At 72.2% G+C, this 17,412-nt stretch carries 15 protein-coding genes; 3 read left to right on the forward strand and 12 right to left on the reverse strand.

The genetic code is table 11. The annotated features are described in order from the left end of the window. Nucleotides 1-30 precede the first annotated feature (30 nt). From AB0B94_RS31365 to AB0B94_RS31375, 3 genes are all read left to right on the forward strand, one after another. On the forward strand, nucleotides 31-486 hold the full coding sequence (locus tag AB0B94_RS31365) for a hypothetical protein (protein WP_357288973.1): 456 nt from the start codon (nucleotides 31-33) through the stop codon (nucleotides 484-486). A gap of 87 nt (nucleotides 487-573) precedes the next feature. Beyond that, nucleotides 574-999: a DNA-binding protein gene (locus AB0B94_RS31370; RefSeq protein WP_210786251.1), complete on the forward strand. Its 426-nt coding sequence runs from the start codon at nucleotides 574-576 to the stop codon at nucleotides 997-999. A 92-nt stretch (nucleotides 1,000-1,091) separates the two neighbouring features. Further along, the gene (locus AB0B94_RS31375; RefSeq protein ID WP_238671096.1) at nucleotides 1,092-1,445 is read left to right on the forward strand and encodes an MmcQ/YjbR family DNA-binding protein; all 354 of its coding nucleotides are present in this window, start codon (nucleotides 1,092-1,094) and stop codon (nucleotides 1,443-1,445) included. Between the two features lie 43 nt (nucleotides 1,446-1,488). Here AB0B94_RS31375 and argH read toward each other — a convergent pair whose 3' ends face one another. From argH to pheT, 12 genes are all read right to left on the reverse strand, one after another. Continuing rightward, nucleotides 1,489-2,952: an argininosuccinate lyase gene (argH, locus tag AB0B94_RS31380; RefSeq protein WP_357288981.1), complete on the reverse strand. Its 1,464-nt coding sequence runs from the start codon at nucleotides 2,950-2,952 to the stop codon at nucleotides 1,489-1,491. Between the two features lie 76 nt (nucleotides 2,953-3,028). Then, on the reverse strand, nucleotides 3,029-3,214 hold the full coding sequence (locus AB0B94_RS31385; protein WP_357289178.1) for a hypothetical protein: 186 nt from the start codon (nucleotides 3,212-3,214) through the stop codon (nucleotides 3,029-3,031). Then, nucleotides 3,211-3,726 (reverse strand): arginine repressor, encoded by a 516-nt coding sequence (locus AB0B94_RS31390; protein WP_238671099.1) that lies wholly within the window; start codon nucleotides 3,724-3,726, stop codon nucleotides 3,211-3,213. Before AB0B94_RS31390 ends, AB0B94_RS31385 begins: the two co-directional genes overlap by 4 nt. After that, nucleotides 3,723-4,691, reverse strand: a complete 969-nt coding sequence (argF, locus tag AB0B94_RS31395; protein WP_357288985.1) for an ornithine carbamoyltransferase — start codon at nucleotides 4,689-4,691, stop codon at nucleotides 3,723-3,725. Before argF ends, AB0B94_RS31390 begins: the two co-directional genes overlap by 4 nt. Next, nucleotides 4,688-5,917, reverse strand: coding sequence for an acetylornithine transaminase (locus AB0B94_RS31400; protein ID WP_357288988.1), 1,230 nt, complete (start codon nucleotides 5,915-5,917; stop codon nucleotides 4,688-4,690). The genes argF and AB0B94_RS31400 overlap by 4 nt, the downstream gene beginning before the upstream one ends. Further along, nucleotides 5,914-6,819, reverse strand: coding sequence for an acetylglutamate kinase (argB, locus tag AB0B94_RS31405; protein ID WP_238671102.1), 906 nt, complete (start codon nucleotides 6,817-6,819; stop codon nucleotides 5,914-5,916). The genes AB0B94_RS31400 and argB overlap by 4 nt, the downstream gene beginning before the upstream one ends. A gap of 56 nt (nucleotides 6,820-6,875) precedes the next feature. Further along, nucleotides 6,876-8,048 (reverse strand): bifunctional glutamate N-acetyltransferase/amino-acid acetyltransferase ArgJ, encoded by a 1,173-nt coding sequence (argJ, locus tag AB0B94_RS31410; RefSeq protein ID WP_357288992.1) that lies wholly within the window; start codon nucleotides 8,046-8,048, stop codon nucleotides 6,876-6,878. Further along, the gene (gene argC, locus AB0B94_RS31415; protein WP_357288995.1) at nucleotides 8,045-9,046 is read right to left on the reverse strand and encodes an N-acetyl-gamma-glutamyl-phosphate reductase; all 1,002 of its coding nucleotides are present in this window, start codon (nucleotides 9,044-9,046) and stop codon (nucleotides 8,045-8,047) included. Before argC ends, argJ begins: the two co-directional genes overlap by 4 nt. Before the next feature lie 58 nt (nucleotides 9,047-9,104). Further along, the gene (locus tag AB0B94_RS31420; protein WP_357288998.1) at nucleotides 9,105-12,062 is read right to left on the reverse strand and encodes a hypothetical protein; all 2,958 of its coding nucleotides are present in this window, start codon (nucleotides 12,060-12,062) and stop codon (nucleotides 9,105-9,107) included. Continuing rightward, nucleotides 12,059-14,167: an NB-ARC domain-containing protein gene (locus AB0B94_RS31425; RefSeq protein WP_357289001.1), complete on the reverse strand. Its 2,109-nt coding sequence runs from the start codon at nucleotides 14,165-14,167 to the stop codon at nucleotides 12,059-12,061. Before AB0B94_RS31425 ends, AB0B94_RS31420 begins: the two co-directional genes overlap by 4 nt. Nucleotides 14,168-14,182: 15 nt before the next feature. After that, nucleotides 14,183-14,509: a hypothetical protein gene (locus AB0B94_RS31430; RefSeq protein ID WP_357289005.1), complete on the reverse strand. Its 327-nt coding sequence runs from the start codon at nucleotides 14,507-14,509 to the stop codon at nucleotides 14,183-14,185. A 337-nt stretch (nucleotides 14,510-14,846) separates the two neighbouring features. Then, nucleotides 14,847-17,396, reverse strand: a complete 2,550-nt coding sequence (gene pheT, locus AB0B94_RS31435; RefSeq protein WP_357289008.1) for a phenylalanine--tRNA ligase subunit beta — start codon at nucleotides 17,394-17,396, stop codon at nucleotides 14,847-14,849. Nucleotides 17,397-17,412: the final 16 nt, after the last annotated feature.

Raw genomic sequence — 17,412 nt, forward strand, 5'->3', positions numbered from 1 at the left:
GAGCGACGACACACACGGGAGGAAACCACCATGACCGTACGGAGCATCCGGCGACCACTGATCGCCACCGGTCTCGTCGCGGCGGCCGCGACCCTGGCCTTCACCCCGTCGGCCAGCGCGAGCGTCCCGCTGCGGGCCGCGGCGCAGGCCGACGACGCGTCTGTGACCGCGTTCGTGGTGGGCGCCACGGGCAAGATCGAGGCGAAGGGCGCGGCGGCGATCGTGCCGGTCACCGTCACCTGCTCGAAGGCCATCGACTTCGACCTCACGGTCAAGGTCGCGCAGGCGGTCGGCCAGACGATGCGCGCGGGCACGACGGTTCGCAGGGTCACCTGCGCGGAGGGCACCCAGCAGGTGCGGATCGCGGTGATCCCGGTCGAGCGTCCGTTCGCAGCGGGCGTCGCGTTCGGCGTGCTGACCGCGAGCCCCTGTGACCCGTACTGCACGCCCATGCACGACGAGCGCCAGCTCAACCTGGCGTTCTGAGGTGTCGCCTGGCGGCACGGGCATGCCCGTGCCGCCAGGCTTCAACGTTTCGTTGACAATTTGACGTTCATAAGGTGTGCTCGGGGTATGACGACCGAGGACATCTTCACCGCGCCGGACCCGGGCCGAGCCCGCGCCCACCGCACCCACGAGGCGTTGCAACGAATCAGCGAGCGGCACGCCGGCACCGACACGCGGCGGGGCCGGTGGGCCCACCCGTACGTGCTCGACCCGTGGGAGGCGGTCGCCCTGGTCACCGCGCTGGCCGCTGGCGGGGCCGAGCGCGAACCCGCGGAAGAGCCGATCGACGCCGCCGACCTGACCGCCGCGCTGACCCTGCTGCCCCACGTCCGCGCCGAGCTCGACGCCCTGGAGGCCGGCCTGCTGACGCTGGCCCGCGACCGGGGGCTGACCTGGCAGGCGATCGCCTACGGGCTGGGGTTGGGCAGCGCACAGGCGGCCCGGCAGCGCTACGAGCGGGTCGCCGCCCGCTCGGCCGAGCAGACCCCCTGATCCGGCACGTCCTAAACCGACGCCCGGATCGGCACGCCGCGCCTGCGACGGCTGCGGGGCGGGCACACTGTGCGCACGACGAGGAGGCACCCATGGAGCGCGCGGAGATGCTGGCGTACTGCCTGGCCAAGCCGGGAGCGTGGCTGGACCAGCCGTGGGAGGGCGACGAGGTGGTGAAGGTGGGCGGCCGGATCTTCGCGTTCCTCGGCAGCGACAACGGCAAGCCGACGGTCGGCATCAAGTGCGGCGCGACCCGGGAGGTGGCCGACGAGTGGCTGCACCGACACCCCGACGACGCCAGCGTGATGGCCTACATCGGCCGGTCCGGGTGGAACACGCTGCGCCTGGACGGCGGAATCGACGACGAGGAGCTGACCGAGGCGGTCGACTCGTCGTACGACATGGTGGTGGCGAAGCTCCCCAAGCGGGAGCGCCCGACGGCCTGAACCGCCGCGGCGCCGGCGGCCAGCGCCGACGCCACGGCACAGCTCAGCGCGGAACGACAGGCTCGGTGGCCCACTCCCGCCAACCGGCCAGCCGGTCCGCCGCGGCGGCGAGCTGGTCGGCGACCGGGCCAGGGCCGGTGGAACCAGGTGTGGTCCGGGCCGCGAGAGCCGAACGGACCGAGAGCACATCCCGCACCGACGGGTCGAGGTGCCCGCTGATCGCGGTCAGGTCCTCGTCGGAGACGTCGTTCAGCTCGCACTCCCGAGCCGCGCAGAGTGCCACCAACTGGCCGGTGATCTCGTGCGCGTCGCGGAACGGCACGTTGCGCCGGACCAGCCAGTCGGCGACCTCGGTGGCGAGGGAGAAGCCGACCGGAGCGGCGGCGACGAGGCGGTCCACCCGGACCGTCATCGTGGAGATCATTCCCGCCAGGGCCGGAAGCAGCAGCTCCAGGGTGTCGACCGCGTCGAAGGCCGGCTCCTTGTCCTCCTGCATGTCCCGGTCGTAGGTCATCGGCAGGCCCTTGAGCATGGTGAGCACCGTCACCAGGCCGCCGACCAGGCGCCCGGACTTGCCCCGGGCCAGCTCGGCGATGTCCGCGTTCTTCTTCTGCGGCATGATCGACGAGCCGGTGGCGAAGGAGTCGTCCAGCTCCACCCAGCCGAACTCGTGCGAGGTCCAGAGCACCACCTCCTCACCGAGCCGGGACAAGTGCACCCCGATCAGGGCGGTGGTGAAGAGGAACTCGGCCACGAAGTCCCGGTCGGCGACGGCGTCCATCGAGTTGGCGAACGACGTACGGAAGCCCAGTTCCTTCGCCACCGCCACCGGGTCCAGTGGGAGCCCGGACCCGGCCAGGGCGCCCGCGCCGAGCGGGCTGATCGCCGCCCGGTGGTCCCAGTCGCGCAGCCGCTCGAGGTCACGCAGCAGCGGCTGGACGTGGGCGAGCAGCCAGTGCCCGAAGGTGACCGGCTGGGCGTGCTGGAGGTGGGTCATGCCCGGCGCGGCGGTGTCGACGTGCCGCTCGGCCTGCTCGACCAGCGCATCCGCCAGCTCGACCAGGCGGCTGGCCACGCCCCGGGCGTGGTCGCGCAGGTAGAGCCGCAGGTCGGTGGCGACCTGGTCGTTGCGGGACCGGCCGGCGCGCAGCTTGCCACCGAGGCTGCCGAGACGCTCCAGCAGACCGCGCTCCAGCGCGGTGTGCACGTCCTCGTCGTCGATGGTGGGGCGGAACGTTCCGGAGGCGCAGGCGGCCTCCAGGTCGTCCAGCGCGGCCAGCATCCGGCCCAGCTCCTCCGGATCGAGCAGGCCCGCGCCAGCGAGGACCCGGGCGTGCGCCCGGGACCCGGCGATGTCGTACGGGGCCAGGCGCCAGTCGAACTGCACGCTCACCGACAGTCGGGCGAGCGCCTCGGCGGGGCCGCCCGCGAACCGGCCACCCCAGAGGCTCGTCCGGTTGGTGGCGGCGCTGTTCTCAGTCAGGCTCTTGTCGTCCACGTCGCCCATCATTGCGTTGGTTGCCTTTCGCTCGCGACTGCGGGGCCCGCCTGCCGCGCCTGCTCAGTCTCCGCGCTCACAGATGTCACTGGCCGCCACCGCCCAGCCGGGCGTGCCGAGCGGCGGCCATCCGGCTCGGCAGCCCCCACGGCTGCACGAAGCCCTCGGCCAGGGACTGGTCGAAGGTGTCGCCGCAGTCCGGGGCACGCCGCCGGATCGCGACGGAGGTGTCCAACCCGCCGGAGTACGCGAGCACGACCCGCTCGGTCATGACGTGATGTTCCCTTCAGCGGTGTCTTCCCGGCGGGCCCAGCCGGCGAGCTTGTCTCCGAGTGCGGCGCCGCCGACGGCCTCACGGGCCACCACGAGGATGGTGTCGTCGCCGGCGATGGTGCCGACGATCTCGGGCAGGCCCGCCCGGTCCAACGCGCTCGCCAGGTACTGGGCCGCACCCGGCGGTGTCCGCAGCACGGCGATGTTGCCGCTGGAGTCGACCCCGTTGAGCAGTTCGCGCAGCAGCCGCACCAGCCGGGCCGGCGCGGCCTCGGCGTCGCGCAACGGTCGCTGCCCGTCCTCGGGGATCAGGTAGACGGCCGGACCGTCGCCGCCGCGCACCTTGACCGCGCCCAACTCCTCCAGGTCCCGCGAGAGGGTGGCCTGGGTGACGCCGACCCCGTCGGCGGCGAGCAGGTCGGCCAGCTCGGTCTGCGACCGGATCGACCGGTCGCGGATCAGCTCCACGATCCGGGCGTGCCGGGCCGCGCGAGTCAGCGGCGCTGTCATCGCTGCCCTCCGGTGCCGGCGTCGCCGGTCGCCTGGCCTCCCGTGCCGGTGCCCAGCAGGAACGTCAGCAGCGCCTTCTGCGCGTGCAGCCGGTTCTCCGCCTGGTCGAAGACCGCGCTCTGCGGGCCGTCGAGCACCTCGTCGGTGATCTCCTCACCACGGTGTGCGGGCAGGCAGTGCAGCACTATCGCGTCCGGTGCGGCCTGACCGAGCAGCTCCTTGTTGACCTGGTACGGCAGGAACGGGGTGATCCGGTCCAACCCGTCGGACTCCTGCCCCATCGACGTCCAGGTGTCGGTGGCCAGCACGTCGGCGTCGCGTACCGCCTGGGTCGGGTCGGTCAGCACCCGCACCGACCCGCCGGTCCGCGCGGCGATCTGGGCGGCCCGTTCCACCACTGCCGTGTCGGGCGCGAAACCGGCCGGGCCGGCGATCCGCACGTGCATCCCGGCGGTCGCCCCGGCCAGTAGGTACGACTGCGCCATGTTGTTCGCGCCGTCCCCCACGTACGCCAGGGTGCGGCCGGCCGTGCCACCGCACCGCTCCCGGATGGTGAGCAGGTCGGCCAGCAGTTGGCACGGGTGGAACCCGTCGGTGAGCGCGTTGACCACCGGCACCGTCGCGCCCGCCGCCACCTCGGCGATCCGCTCGTCACCGTGGGTCCGCAGCACGATCGCCGCGACGTAGCGGGACAGCACGCGCCCCGCGTCGGCGAGCGACTCACCGCGACCGAAGTGGGTGACCTGGGTGTCCACCACCAGTGGGTGTCCGCCCAGCTCGGCGATCCCGGCGTCGAACGAGATCCTGGTCCGCAGGCTCTGCTTGTCGAAGAGCACCGCCACCGAGCGGGGGCCGACCAGCGGCCGGTGGCCGAACCGGTCCGCCTTCATCAGCGCCGCCAGGTCGAGGACCGCTGACTGTTCGACCGGCGAAAGGTCGTCGTCGCGCAGGAAGTGCCGGGTCATCGAGTCGTCCCCGCCGTGGTGGTCACTGTGGCTGGTGCGATCTGCGCGCCGGCAGCGGCCGGGGCGGTCGCGTCCAGTGCGGCCGGCAGCGCGGCAAGGAAGGTGTCCGCCTGGGCGGCGGTGAGGATCAGCGGCGGAGCCAACCGGACCACACCCGGCTGCACCGGGTTGACCAGGAAGCCGGCTTCCCGCAGCGCCTCGGCCAGCACCGACGACACCGGCGCGGTGAGCGCCACACCGAGCAGCAGCCCGGACCCGCGTACCTCGGCGATCAGCGGGTGGCCCAGCGCCTCGATGCCGTGGCGCAACCGCTCGCCGACCCGCTTGACGTTGTCGAGCAGGCCCTCGTTGGCGATGGTCGCCACCACGGCGAGCGCCGCCGCGCAACTGACCGGGTTGCCGCCGAACGTGGTGCCGTGCGAGCCGGGCGTGAGCAGGTCCGCGGCGGGACCGAAGGCCAGCGTCGCACCGATGGGCAGCCCACCACCCAGCCCCTTGGCCAGGGTGACCACGTCCGGCTCCACACCCTCGGCCTGGTGCGCGAACCAGTGCCCGGTACGCCCGACGCCGGTCTGCACCTCGTCGAGGACCAGCAGCGCGCCGTGCCGGGCGGTGATCCGTCGCGCCGCGGCGAGGTAGCCGGCCGGCGGGACCCGGACGCCGTTCTCACCCTGCACGGGTTCCAGGATCACCATGGCGGTGGCCTCAGAGACGGCCGCGTCGAGGGCGGCGACATCGCCGTAGTCGACGTGGGTCACCTCGCCGGGCAGCGGCCGGAACGGGTCGGCCTTGGCCGGTTGGCCGGTCAGCGCGAGGGCGCCCATGGTGCGGCCGTGGAAACCGCCAGTGGTGGCCACCACCTGGGTGCGGCCGGTACGCCGGGAGAGTTTGAACGCCGCCTCGTTCGCCTCGGCGCCCGAGTTGGCGAAGAACACCCGGCCCGGTCGGCCGGCGAGCGCCAACAGCAGCTCGGCGAGGGCGACCGGCGGCTCGGCGACATAGAGGTTGGAGACGTGTCCAAGGGTCGCTACCTGCTTCGACACCGCCGTCACCACCGCCGGGTGGGCGTGACCGAGGGCGTTGACCGCGATGCCACCCACCAGGTCCAGGTACTCCCGGCCGGCGTCGTCGACCACGACGGCGCCGTGACCGGAGACCAACGCCATCGGCGGCGTGCCGTAGTTGTCCATCATGGAGTTCTTCCACCGCTGCGCCAACGTGCTCATGTCGCGTCCGTCCCGTCTCCCGGCACCACCATCGTTCCGAACCCTTCCGAGGTGAACACCTCAAGCAACGTGGAGTGCGCCACCCGGCCGTCGACGACGTGCGCGGCGGGCACTCCCCCACGCACCGCCCGAAGGCAGGCCTCCATCTTCGGCACCATCCCCGACTCCAGGCTGGGCAGCAGCTTGGCCAGGTCGTCCGCGGCGATCTCGGAGACCAGGCTGGTGGTGTCCGGCCAGTCCGCGTACAGGCCGGCCACGTCGGTGAGCACTACCAGCTTGCGGGCCCGCAACGCGATGGCCAGCGCGGCGGCGGCGGTGTCCGCGTTGAGGTTGTGCAGCACACCCTCCACGTCCGGCGCCACAGTGGAGATCACCGGGATCCGGCCGGCCTCGATCAGGTCGGTCACCGCTGACACGTCGACCGACTCGACGTCCCCGACCTGGCCCACGTCGACCGGCACCCCGTCCACGTACGCCGGACGCCGCACCGCTGTGAACAGCCGGGCGTCCTCGCCGGAGAGGCCGACGGCGTACGGACCATGCGAGTTGATCAAACCGACCAGCTCCCGGCCCACCTGACCGACGAGCACCATCCGGACCACGTCCATCGCCTCGGCGGTGGTCACCCGCAGACCACCGCGGAACTCGCTGGCGATGCCGAGGCGACCCAGCATGGCGGAGATCTGCGGACCGCCGCCGTGCACCACCACGGGCTTCAGGCCGGCGTAGCGCAGGAAGACCATGTCGGCGGCGAACGCCCGCTGCAACTCCGGGTCGGTCATCGCGTTGCCGCCGTACTTGACCACTACCGTCGAGCCGCTGAAGCGCGCCAACCAGGGCAACGCCTCGATCAACGTCTCCGCCTTCACCTGGGCGCGAGCCAGATCGCTGCTGAGACTCACAGTGCCGGCCTTTCGTTCGCGACTGCGGAACTCCGCCGCGCTGCGTTCCTCGCGCCTCACGTCGAGTACGCCGAGTTCTCGTGCACGTACCCGTGGGACAGGTCGTTGGTCCAGATCGTGGCGGCCGACGCACCAGCGTGCAGGTCGATCCGGATGGTCACGTCCCGCCCGGTCAGGTCGACCTTGGAGCGGTCCTCGGCGGCGGCGCCGCCCCGGCACACCCACACCCCGTTGACCGCCACGTCCACCTCGTCCGGCTCGAACGCGGCGGCGGTGGTGCCGACGGCGGCCAGGATCCGACCCCAGTTGGGGTCGTTGCCGAACAGCGCCGTCTTGACCAGGTTGTTGCGGGCCACCGTGCGACCCACCTCGACCGCCTCGTCCTCGTCCGCCGCGCCGACCACGTCGATGGCGATCTGCTTGGTGGCGCCCTCGGCGTCGGCCACCAACTGCTGGGCCAGGTCGTGGCAGGCCGCGGTGACGGCGGCGGTCAGTTCGGCCGGCGTCGGCTCGATGCCGCTCGCGCCGCTGGACAGCAGCAACACGGTGTCGTTCGTGGACATGCAGCCGTCGGAGTCGACCCGCTCGAAGCTGACCCGGGTGGCCGCCCGCAACGCCTCGTCCAGCGTCGCCGGCCCGGCCACCGCGTCGGTGGTCAACACGCAGAGCATGGTGGCCATCCCGGGGGCGAGCATCCCGGCGCCCTTGGCCATGCCGCCGACCGTCCAGCCGCTCCCCCGGGTCACAGTGGTCTTCGGCCGGGTGTCCGTGGTCATGATCGCCTCGGCGGCGGCCGGGCCACCGTCGCGGGACAGCCCACGGATCGCCGAGCGGACGCCCGGCAGCAGCTTCGGCATCGGCAGCCGCTCACCGATCAGGCCGGTCGAGCAGACGGCGACCTCACCGGCGCCGAGGATCAACCGAGGGCTGACCGCTGTCAGCGCGGCGGCGGTGTGCTCGGCGGTGGCGTGCGTGTCCTGGAAGCCGGCCGGACCGGTGCAGGCGTTGGCGCCACCGGAGTTGAGCACCACGGCACGGACCACATCGCCCTGCACCACCTGCTGGGTCCAGAGCACCGGCGCGGCCTTGACCCGGTTGGTGGTGAAGACACCGGCCACACCGGCGTCCGGGCCGTCGTTGACCACCAGGGCCACGTCCGGGCCGCCGCTGGTCTTGAGGCCGGCGGCCACACCGGCCGCCCGGAACCCCCGGGGGGTGGTGACGCTCACGGGGTGACGCCCCACATCGACAGGCCCGTCGTCTCCGGCAGGCCGAGCATCAGGTTGGCGTTCTGTACGGCCTGACCGGCCGCGCCCTTGCCCAGGTTGTCCAACGCGCTGAGCACGATCAGACGACCCGAGTCGACGTCGACTGTGGCCTGAAGGTGACACGAGTTGGAGCCCAGGGTCGCGGCGGTGTGCGGCCAGCGGCCCTCCGGCAGCACGTGCACGAACGGCGCGTCCGCGTACGCCCGGGCCAGCACCTCCTGCGGGTCGACGCCGCGCGCCGGCACCGCGGTGACGGTGGCCAGGATGCCGCGCGGCATCGGCGCCAGGACCGGGGTGAACGACAGGCCGGTCGCGCCGGTGGCCTGCTTGATCTCCGGGACGTGCTGGTGGGTGCCCACCCGGTACGGCGACAGGTCGCCCATCACCTCGCTGGCCAACAGGTGCGCCTTGGCCGCCCGGCCGGCGCCGGAGGTGCCGGAGGCGGCGACCACCACCACGTCGGCGGGGTTGGCCGCGCCGTCGGCGATCAGCGGCGCGAGCGCCAGGGTGATCGCGGCGGCGTAGCAGCCGGTGTTCGCCACCCGGGTGGCGGCGGCGATCAGCTCCCGCTGGCCGGGCAACTCGGGCAGGCCGTAGGTCCACTGCCCGGCGTGCGTGCCGCCGTAGTACTGCGCCCAGGCGTACGGGTCGGCCAGCCGGTGGTCGGCGCCCAGGTCGACGATCCGCACCTCGGCCGGAAGCTGGGCCGCGAGAGCCGCCGACTGGCCGTGCGGCAGGGCCAGGAAGACCAGGTCCGCGTCGGCCAGGATCGTCGGATCGGTCTCGCCGAGCACCAGGCCGAGCCCGGTGAGCTGCGGGTGCACCACGTCGACGCGGTGTCCGGCCTGGCTGTGTGCGGTGGCGGCGACAAGGTCGAACTCCGGGTGCCCGGCGATCAGGCGCAGCAGTTCACCCCCGGCGTACCCGCTCGCTCCGGCGACCGCGACTCGGATCCCCATACCCACCTCCGCATGACTATGCAGCGAAGGCTAGCAGCACTACGTGGTGACTGCAATTTTATGTGGAGCACTGCATGAAAGTACGACCGGTTGGAGCGCTGGGATGGCTGTCGAAGAAGTACGGCAACCAACGCTGACAGAACGCGCCGAACGGCCGGACCGCCGGACAGACCCGCCGACTGAGGCCGGACACTGACACCACGTCCCGCCGGTCGGTCTGGTGGAACAGGCCGATGGTGACGTCGAAGACGCCGCGCCGCACGGCGGCCTGGACACCCGCGGCGAGGATGTCCGCATCCAACTCGTCGACGCTGGCGTCCCGCCTGAGCAACTCGCCGGCCACGGCCGGCAACAGGTTGTTGCTGACGACCGTGATCAGTTTCGGATTCGGTACGAGGTCGATGACTGACGACGAGTAGCCCGAGACGTTGACGAAGGCCTCGGTGAAGGGCAGCAGGATCTTCGCCGTGCTCCAGGCCTCGACCAGTTCCGACGCCGACAGCGACACCTCGTCGACCAGGTACAGATGGGTGGCGAGGACGGCGTACCGGACACGCGGATCACCGGCCAGCAACTGCGCGACCCGGAACTCCTCAGCGCTGAAGCAGAACCGGGCGAGCATGTAGACGCGGGCCAACTCGCGCGCCTCGGCGGTCGTCAACAACACCTCGGCCGACCCCGCGCGCGGCGAGGGGACGCCCGACGACGACCGGCGCGAACGCCCGCCCTCCTCGTCCACGGCGCCGATCGCATCGTGGAGCGTCGAGAGAATACGGTCGGCCGGCAGCGGTGGAGCATCCGGGCCACCCCGACACAGGTGAACGAGGTCCGGCCAGTGCGCCGACAAGCGGCTCATGACATCCCGGCACGCCTCGGCGTGGGACCGACCCCGTCGTGACGCGAGCCGCTCGATGCCGCGCAGCAGGTGCTCGGCCGGCGAGCCGGGAGTGGTCTCCTCGCGTAGCCGAACGACAGCGGCCGGCAGGCTCCGCTCGGCCGTCAGCCCGAAGTAGCCGTCGAGGGTGTCGAGGTCGGCCGCGCCGAAGCGCACCGCCACCGGCTTCCCCACCACCACCCGCTTCCAGTAGTGCGCGCTGAGGGCGGCGGGATCCGCCAGCAGCGCGCCGAGATCGCCGGACTCCGGCGACGGTCGCCCCGGCGGCAGCACACGCCGCAGCAGCGCGCGAACGAAATCGTCGTTGCGCGCGGTCACCTCGGCGGAAGCGGCCTGGAACCAGACCTCGGACGCCAGCTTGGCGGTCTGCCTCTCCTCGTTCACGGATTCGAGGTAGGTGTCCAGCTTCTCCTTCTCCGGGTGTGCCGGGCGTTCGCCCAGCGAGGAGGCCGCCAGCCGGAGGTACATCCCGAACAACTCGCCGGTGACCTCGCGGCCCGCGGCGCCGAGGTCGAAGAGGTCGTCGGCCAGCACGGAGCCGAGGGCACCGAACACACACCCGGTGGTCAGCGACGCGTCGTCGCCGACGTCAGCGGCCGCGACGCACAGGTCGACGATGAAGCGCCGCAGGGACAGCGCGGCGGCGTTCCCGTCGGTCGAACCCCAGATCGGGCCGGCGGGGCGGGACGCGACCGCCGTCGACAGGAGCCGCCGCAAAGCGACCAGCACGTCGTGCAGTTCCTCGGCGAGTTCGCTGACCGGCCGGCGCTGCGGCGCCGACTGCGCGCGCAGGAGCGCAGCGAGGTCGTACCGCGTGACGATGTCCCGGATGTGCTCCGGCGTCATCTCCCGGATCACGATCCGCGCCCGCTTGCGCACCTCCTCCCGCAGGTCGGTGTAGAGCGGCATGTTGAGGGCGCCCTGCAGGTCGTACTGCATGCGCAGAACGAGTCGCTGCGCGAGGGGCGTGTCGTCGTCGGCGGCCGTGGCCAGCGTGGCGCGGCGCAGTCGGTCGAGGGAGACCCCCGCGCTCAGCCGCTCGTACCAGGCGCGAAAGCCCTCGTCGCGCAGGAGATGCCGGTCCGGGTCGACGACGAGGCCGGGCCGGGACGCGGCGGCCGCGAGCGCCGCGACGACCCGGGGCATCTCGTCGGCGAGAAGCTCCAGGAAGGGACGCCCGTCCCCGGTCGCCAACAGGAACCGGTCGAGAGCCGACCCGGAGAGGTCGCTGGCGCCGAGGAAGCCGGTGCCCTCGTCGGTCCGGTGGAACGCCGCCATGATCGCACTGCGTGGCCCGCCCGCGGACGTACGGTACCGGTGATGGACCAGCCGACTCGCGGCGAAGATCGTGTGACAGGGGGTCGCGATGTCCTGAAGATGGACGACTCTCGGACGGCCGTCGTCGAAGAAGCGGGCCTGGGCGGCGAGCGCCTCGTCCACCCGGGCCTGAGAGGGAAAGATGCAGCTGTCCTCGTCGCTCCACGCGGTCCCGTCGTCGTCGACGAAGCACTGCCGCAGGAGCCGATTCGTGCGGGGCAGGTAGGTGAGCCCCTGCCCCGAGGGCCCTCGACCGGTGCCCATCGTCCAGGTGACGATCACCTTGAACTCGTCCATGAAAGGGCTGTTGTCGACGTGCAGGGTGTTGTCGCGCGCCACGACGTCGAGTGGCTGCGTGTCCTTCGCCCGCAGGTCGATGATCTTCACGGGTCCGCCGAGGGCGTGCGCGACGAGCGCGACCAGCAGCGGATGAGCGAACGCCTCCCGGAATTCCGGATGCTCGACCAGGGAGCCCGCGTCAGCGACGTTCAGGTAGTTGTGCAGCGAGCCACGGCTGCCCCTGGTGTCGATCGCCGAGTCGTACGCCCGCCGCGCGCTGTCGAACCGCTCGGGTGCGACGAGCCCGGCGAAGCTGAGCGCACCCTCGGCCGCGAGGTTCCCGCTCAGCGACGTGAAGGTGTCCCGGAGGAGCGGACCGGCCGGCTCCGCCCGGCACGCACCGTCGACGATCGCCTCGATCTCGCGTCGGAACCTCGCGGCTTCCCGCTCCCGCCGCAGTTGCCGATACGACGCAGGGCTGGCCAACTCGTCAGCCGGGACGAGCGGCGCGTACCGAGGACTCATATCGCCGGACTCCCGACCACCAACGTCGACTGGGTGAGATCCGGGTAGTGCTCCAGGCGGGCCAGCGCCCGTCGGACCTCTTCCACGGCGCTGACGTTCCCGCACTGACCGTACGCCTGTTCGAGTTGGTCCAGGATCGTCCGGACGGAACGGAAGTTGCCGAGGGACTCCTCGACCCGCCAGGCCCGCTCCAACCAGGTGCAGCCCTCCTCGACCTCACCCGACCGGAGGCCGGTCGCGCCGAGCAGACGCAGGGCCAACGCCCGGCCGTAGTCGTTGCCGCGCTCCTCGCACATGGCGAGGCTGCGCAGGCCGAGCCCTCGGGCCCAGGCCCAGTGGCCCAGTTCGTTCAAAGCTCGGGCCGCGTCGTACAGCCCACGGGCCTCGCGGACGACATTGTTGCCGTTGCGGGATTGCCGGGCCGCCCGCAGCCCCCAGCGCAGCGCGTCCCGATAGTCACCCGACCGGAGACAGAGCTCGGCCATGGCGTGATGCGACGACGCCCGACCGGAACCGTCGCCGGACGCCGCCTCCAGCGCCATGGAGGCGCGCAATTGCTCCTTCGCCGGCTCAAGCTGGCCGATGTCCGCGTAGGCACGCCCCAGGGCGCGTCGGGACAGCGCCTCCATCGCCGGGTCACCGCCGGCCGCCGCGGCAACAGCTTCCCGCTGGACGGAAAGCGTTCTCGTGACGTCCTGACGCCAGTACAGGAACGTGTTGAATGCCCGTGCGAACCGGGTGATGAAGGCGAAGTCGTCGTCGGCCCGGGCCTGCTCGATGAGGTAGGTCATGGCCGCGGTGATCGACTCGAACCAGGAGAGGGCCTGCGCCACCGTGAAGCTGGCCGACCCGGCGACGGTCAGCAGCTCCTGGTCCACCGGCAGGGAGTCCCGGTGTGGATCGATGGCGCGATCGGCGGCGTAGCTCAACGCCAGGTAGACGGTGCGGATGCGGCGCGCGGTCAGCTCCTGCTCGGCGGGGTCCAGCACCTGACCGAGCGTCTCCGCGAGATAGGCCTTCATCAGGTCGTGGAAGCGGTAACGGCCGGGGCTGATCTCGTCGATGAGGGATGCCAGGCACAGGGCCTGGAGAGTGCGGTCACACACCCGCCGTGGCTGGTCGAGGACGAGGCAGAGCACCGCCACCGAGCATTCGTTGCTGGGCAGCATGGACGCGACGTAGAGGACCTTCGTCGTTGCCGCGTCGAGGTCGTCGAGCGACCAGGAGATGACGCGACCGACCTCGATGCCCAGGCCGGCGTCATCGAGGAAGCGAAGTGGGCTCTGCTCCTCCTCGATTCCCCTCGCGGCGTCGTCGATTGTCCAGGTGCTCTGGATGGCGAGCTTCGCCGAGACGATGGCCAACGCCAACGGATGCCCCTCCAGAAGCTGCACGATGCGTTGGGCGGCGGCCTGCTCCCGTTCGACGCGGACGAACCCGACACGTTCGGCGATCAGCTCCACCCCCTCGTCGAGGGTGAGCAACGGAAGTTTGATCACCCGGGCGTCGTGACGAACGCTCATCTCCGGGATCGCCCGGCGGCTGGTGACCACCAGCACCGACCCGAAGCCCGGCACCAGGTCGCGAACCTGCTCGTAGGAACCGACGTTGTCCACGATCACGAGGCACCGCCGGCCGGCGGTGACGGCGCGGAAGACACCGCCCCACTCCGCCTCGTTGTCAGGAAGGTCGGACCGGTTGATCCCCAGCGTGGCCAGGAAGCTGCGCAGGGCGTCCCGGGTCTCGATGCGCGGTGTGCCGGAGTACGCGCACATGTCGACGAAGAACTGCCCGTCGGGGTATTCGGCGATGCGCGAGCTGGCCCAGGCGACAGCGAGGGTGGTCTTCCCCGAGCCGGCCAGGCCCCACACCATGCAGCAGCGCGAGCCCGGCGTCGTCATCGCCTCGTCCATCTCGTGCAGCAGGTGGTGCCGGCCGACGATCCTCCCGATGCCGCCCGGGAGCATGTGCGGTGGCTCGGGGACGCGCACCGCCGCTCGCGGCTGTTCGACGTAGATCGGGCCGGAGGAGCCCACCTGGAGGACCTGGTGCGCCGACAGTCCCTCGGCCACGTTGTGCGACGAGCTTCCGGAGTCGGGCTCCATGTCGGTCACCTCCGGCTACATCGTGATGTCGCCGACGCGCTGGGCCTGCACCAGCTTGCCCACGTTGCTGGAGGCCACCACGTTCGTGCCGCCGATCGACGTCGCCCCCTGCCGGAGCTCCCGCAGGAACTCCGGATCCTCGGCCGCGCACCGGGTCAGGAGCGCACGGAGTCGCGCCATGTCGTCCGCCGAGACGTCGCCCTGCGCCACCCGGTCCAGGGATTCGAGCATCCCGGCCGGCTCGTCGCTGCGGACGAACCGCCGCCGGATCAGGTCGACGAGTGCCGCCCCGGACCCCTCGGCGATCTTGACGAGCGCCGCGGCGACGATTGCCTCGATCATGCGCTGCTCCTTGCCTGAAGCCCTGCGACAGGCGTCGGCGCTCACCCCTTCGCCAGGCAAGGCTACCGATTCGTATCGACCTCGGAAAGGCTCGTGACATGGTCGGCAACGTCGACGCCGAGCCTCCGGCCGGTCACCCGAAGACCACTCCGCATCGACGCCGACGCATGCCACCGGCGACTGATGCCTGGTGCCAGCCACGACGGCCCGACCACTGGGCCATCGCCGCCGACGAGGGCCGGCGCGGCCTGTCGGAAGCCCGACACGGCGCAGCCGGCGGCGAAACGACGACGGCCCCGCTACCCGCTGCCGGGTACCGGGGCCGTCGTGGGTCGCGTCAGGCGCCGCGCAGGGTGGCGCCGAGGCGCTCCGCCGCGACGGCGACCGCCGCGTCCCGTGCCGCGACCGCCTCCTCGACGGTGAGCGTCCGGTCCAGTGCCCGGAAGGTGAGCTTGTACGCCAGCGACCGGCGGCCGGCGCCGAGCTGCGCGCCGGAATACACGTCGAACAGCCGCACGTCCTCCAGCAGCTCACCGGCGCCCGCCTCCAGCGCCCGGCGCACCTGCTCCGCCGGCACCGACTCGTCCACCACCAGGGCCACGTCGATCAGCGCCGGCGGGAAGCCGGAGACCGCCGGCGCTGGCGTGACCGGGGTCGGCGGCAGCGTGTCGAGGTCCAGCTCCATCGCGCTGGTGCGGCGGGGCAGCTCCAACGCCGCGACCACCACCGGGTGCAGCTCGCCGGCGTGTCCGACGACCGAGCCGTCGACCCGCAGCTCGGCGCAGCGACCCGGGTGCCACGGGGCGTACTCGGCGGCGCGCACCTCGACCCGCTCGTCGGGGATCCCGGCGGCGGCCAACACGTCACGGGCCGCCTCGATCGCGTCCGCCCAGCCGGCCGGCCGGCCCGGACCCCACCAGCCGGCCGGGTCCAGGTCGCCGGAGAGCACCACCGCGACGTGCACCGGCTGCGCCGGCACCACCGCGTCGGCGGCTGCGAACTCCTCGTCGGTGGGGCGTCGGTCCACGCCCATCGCCGGCGGGCTGCCGGCGCCGACGCGCGGGTGGAAGACCGCACCGATCTCGTAGAGGGCCAGGTCGCGGTGACCCCGGCCGAGGTTGCGCTTGAGGATGCCGAGCAGCGGGCCGAGCAGCGTGGTGCGCAGCAGCGGCTCCTCCTCGGACAGCGGGTTGGCCAGTCGCACCGCGGGCCGACGCGAATCGTCGGCCGGCAGGCCGAGCTGGTCGGCCAGCTCCGGCGACACGAACGGGTGCGCGAGCACCTCCACGTACCCCCGCTCGGCCAGCGACCCGGCGACGGCCCGGCGGCGACGCTGCCGCGGGGTCAGACCGCGCCCCGGGGGCGCGGTCGGCAGCACCGACGGCACCCTGTCGTACCCGTCGAGGCGGACCACCTCCTCGACCAGGTCGGCCGGGTCGGTCAGGTCGGGCCGCCAGGTCGGCGGGGTGACGCTCAGCACCGCCCCGACGCCGCCGGCCACGCCGACCGCGCCCGGATCCTCGGACAACCGGTCCGCGCCCTGCGCGACAGTGCAGCCGACCCGCTCCAGCAGGGCGACCACCCGCGCCGGCGGGTACTCGACGCCGACCCGCCGGGTCGGCAGGTCCGCCGGCAGGGTGATCGGGGTACGCGGCCGGACGTGGTCGATGTCCAGGATCTCGGCGCTCGGAGCGCCGCCGCCGTGCTCGGTGAGCAGCCCCACGGCCCGCTCCAGCGCGACCAGCGGCACCGCCGGGTCGACGCCCCGCTCCCAGCGCTTCGCGGCCTCGCTGAACAGCTTGTGCCGGCGGGCCGTGCGCCCGACCATGGCCGGATCCCAGTGGGCGGCCTCGAAGAGCACGTTGGTGGTCTTTCCGGTGTCGACCTCGCTGGTCTCGCCGCCCATCACCGCCGCGAGCGAGATCGGGCCGGTGTCATCGCAGATGACCATGTCGTCGGCGGTGAGCACCCGGTTGACACCGTCCAGGGTGGTCAACTTCTCCCCCGCCTCGGCACGGCGGACCACCAGCGGGCCGGCGATCCGGTCGGCGTCGAAGGCGTGCATCGGCTGGCCCAGCTCCAACATCACGTAGTTGGTGATGTCGACGGGCAGCGAGATGCTGCGGATGCCGGCGGTGACGAGCCGCTGGGCCATCCACGACGGCGTGGGCGCGGCCGGGTCGACGCCGCGCACCAGGCGGGCGCTGTACCGGTCACAGCCGACCGTGTCGCGGACCTCCACCGGGTACGCCGGCGTCGGCGTTCCGCTCGGGGCGGGCGCCAGGGCCGGGTCGCGCAGCGGCACGTCGAACGCGTGCGACAACTCCCGGGCCAGGCCGCGCAGGCTCAGCGCGTACCCCCGGTCGGGGGTGATCTCCAGATCGAGCACGACGTCGTCCAGGCCGACCACCGGGCGCGCGTCGTCGCCCGGCTTGGCCGTCACGTCCGGCCCCAGCACGATGATGCCGGAGTGGTCGTCGCCCAGGCCCAACTCCTTGGCCGAGCAGATCATGCCCGCCGAGTTGTGCCCGTACGTCTTGCGGGCGCCGATGGCGAAACCGCCGGGCAGCACGCCGCCGGGCAGGATCACCACCACCCGGTCACCGACGGCGAAGTTACGGGCACCGCAGACGATCTCCTGCGGCTCACCGGTGCCGTTGGCGGCACCCACGTCGACCCGGCAGAACCGGATCGGCTTCTTGAACCCGGTCAGCTCCTCGATCTCGCGGACCTCACCGACGACCAGTTGGCCGGTGACGGTCTCGGCCAGGTCCACAGCGGACTCGACCTCGATACCGAGGTCGACAAGGGCCTGCTCCAGGTCACCGGTGGGCAGGTCGGCGGGGAGGTCGACGTACTCCCGCAGCCAACTGACAGAAACTCGCATGACTTCAGACCACCGT

The organism is Micromonospora sp. NPDC048986, assembly GCF_040649335.1.
GTDB classification, from domain to species: Bacteria; Actinomycetota; Actinomycetes; order Mycobacteriales; family Micromonosporaceae; genus Micromonospora; species Micromonospora alfalfae.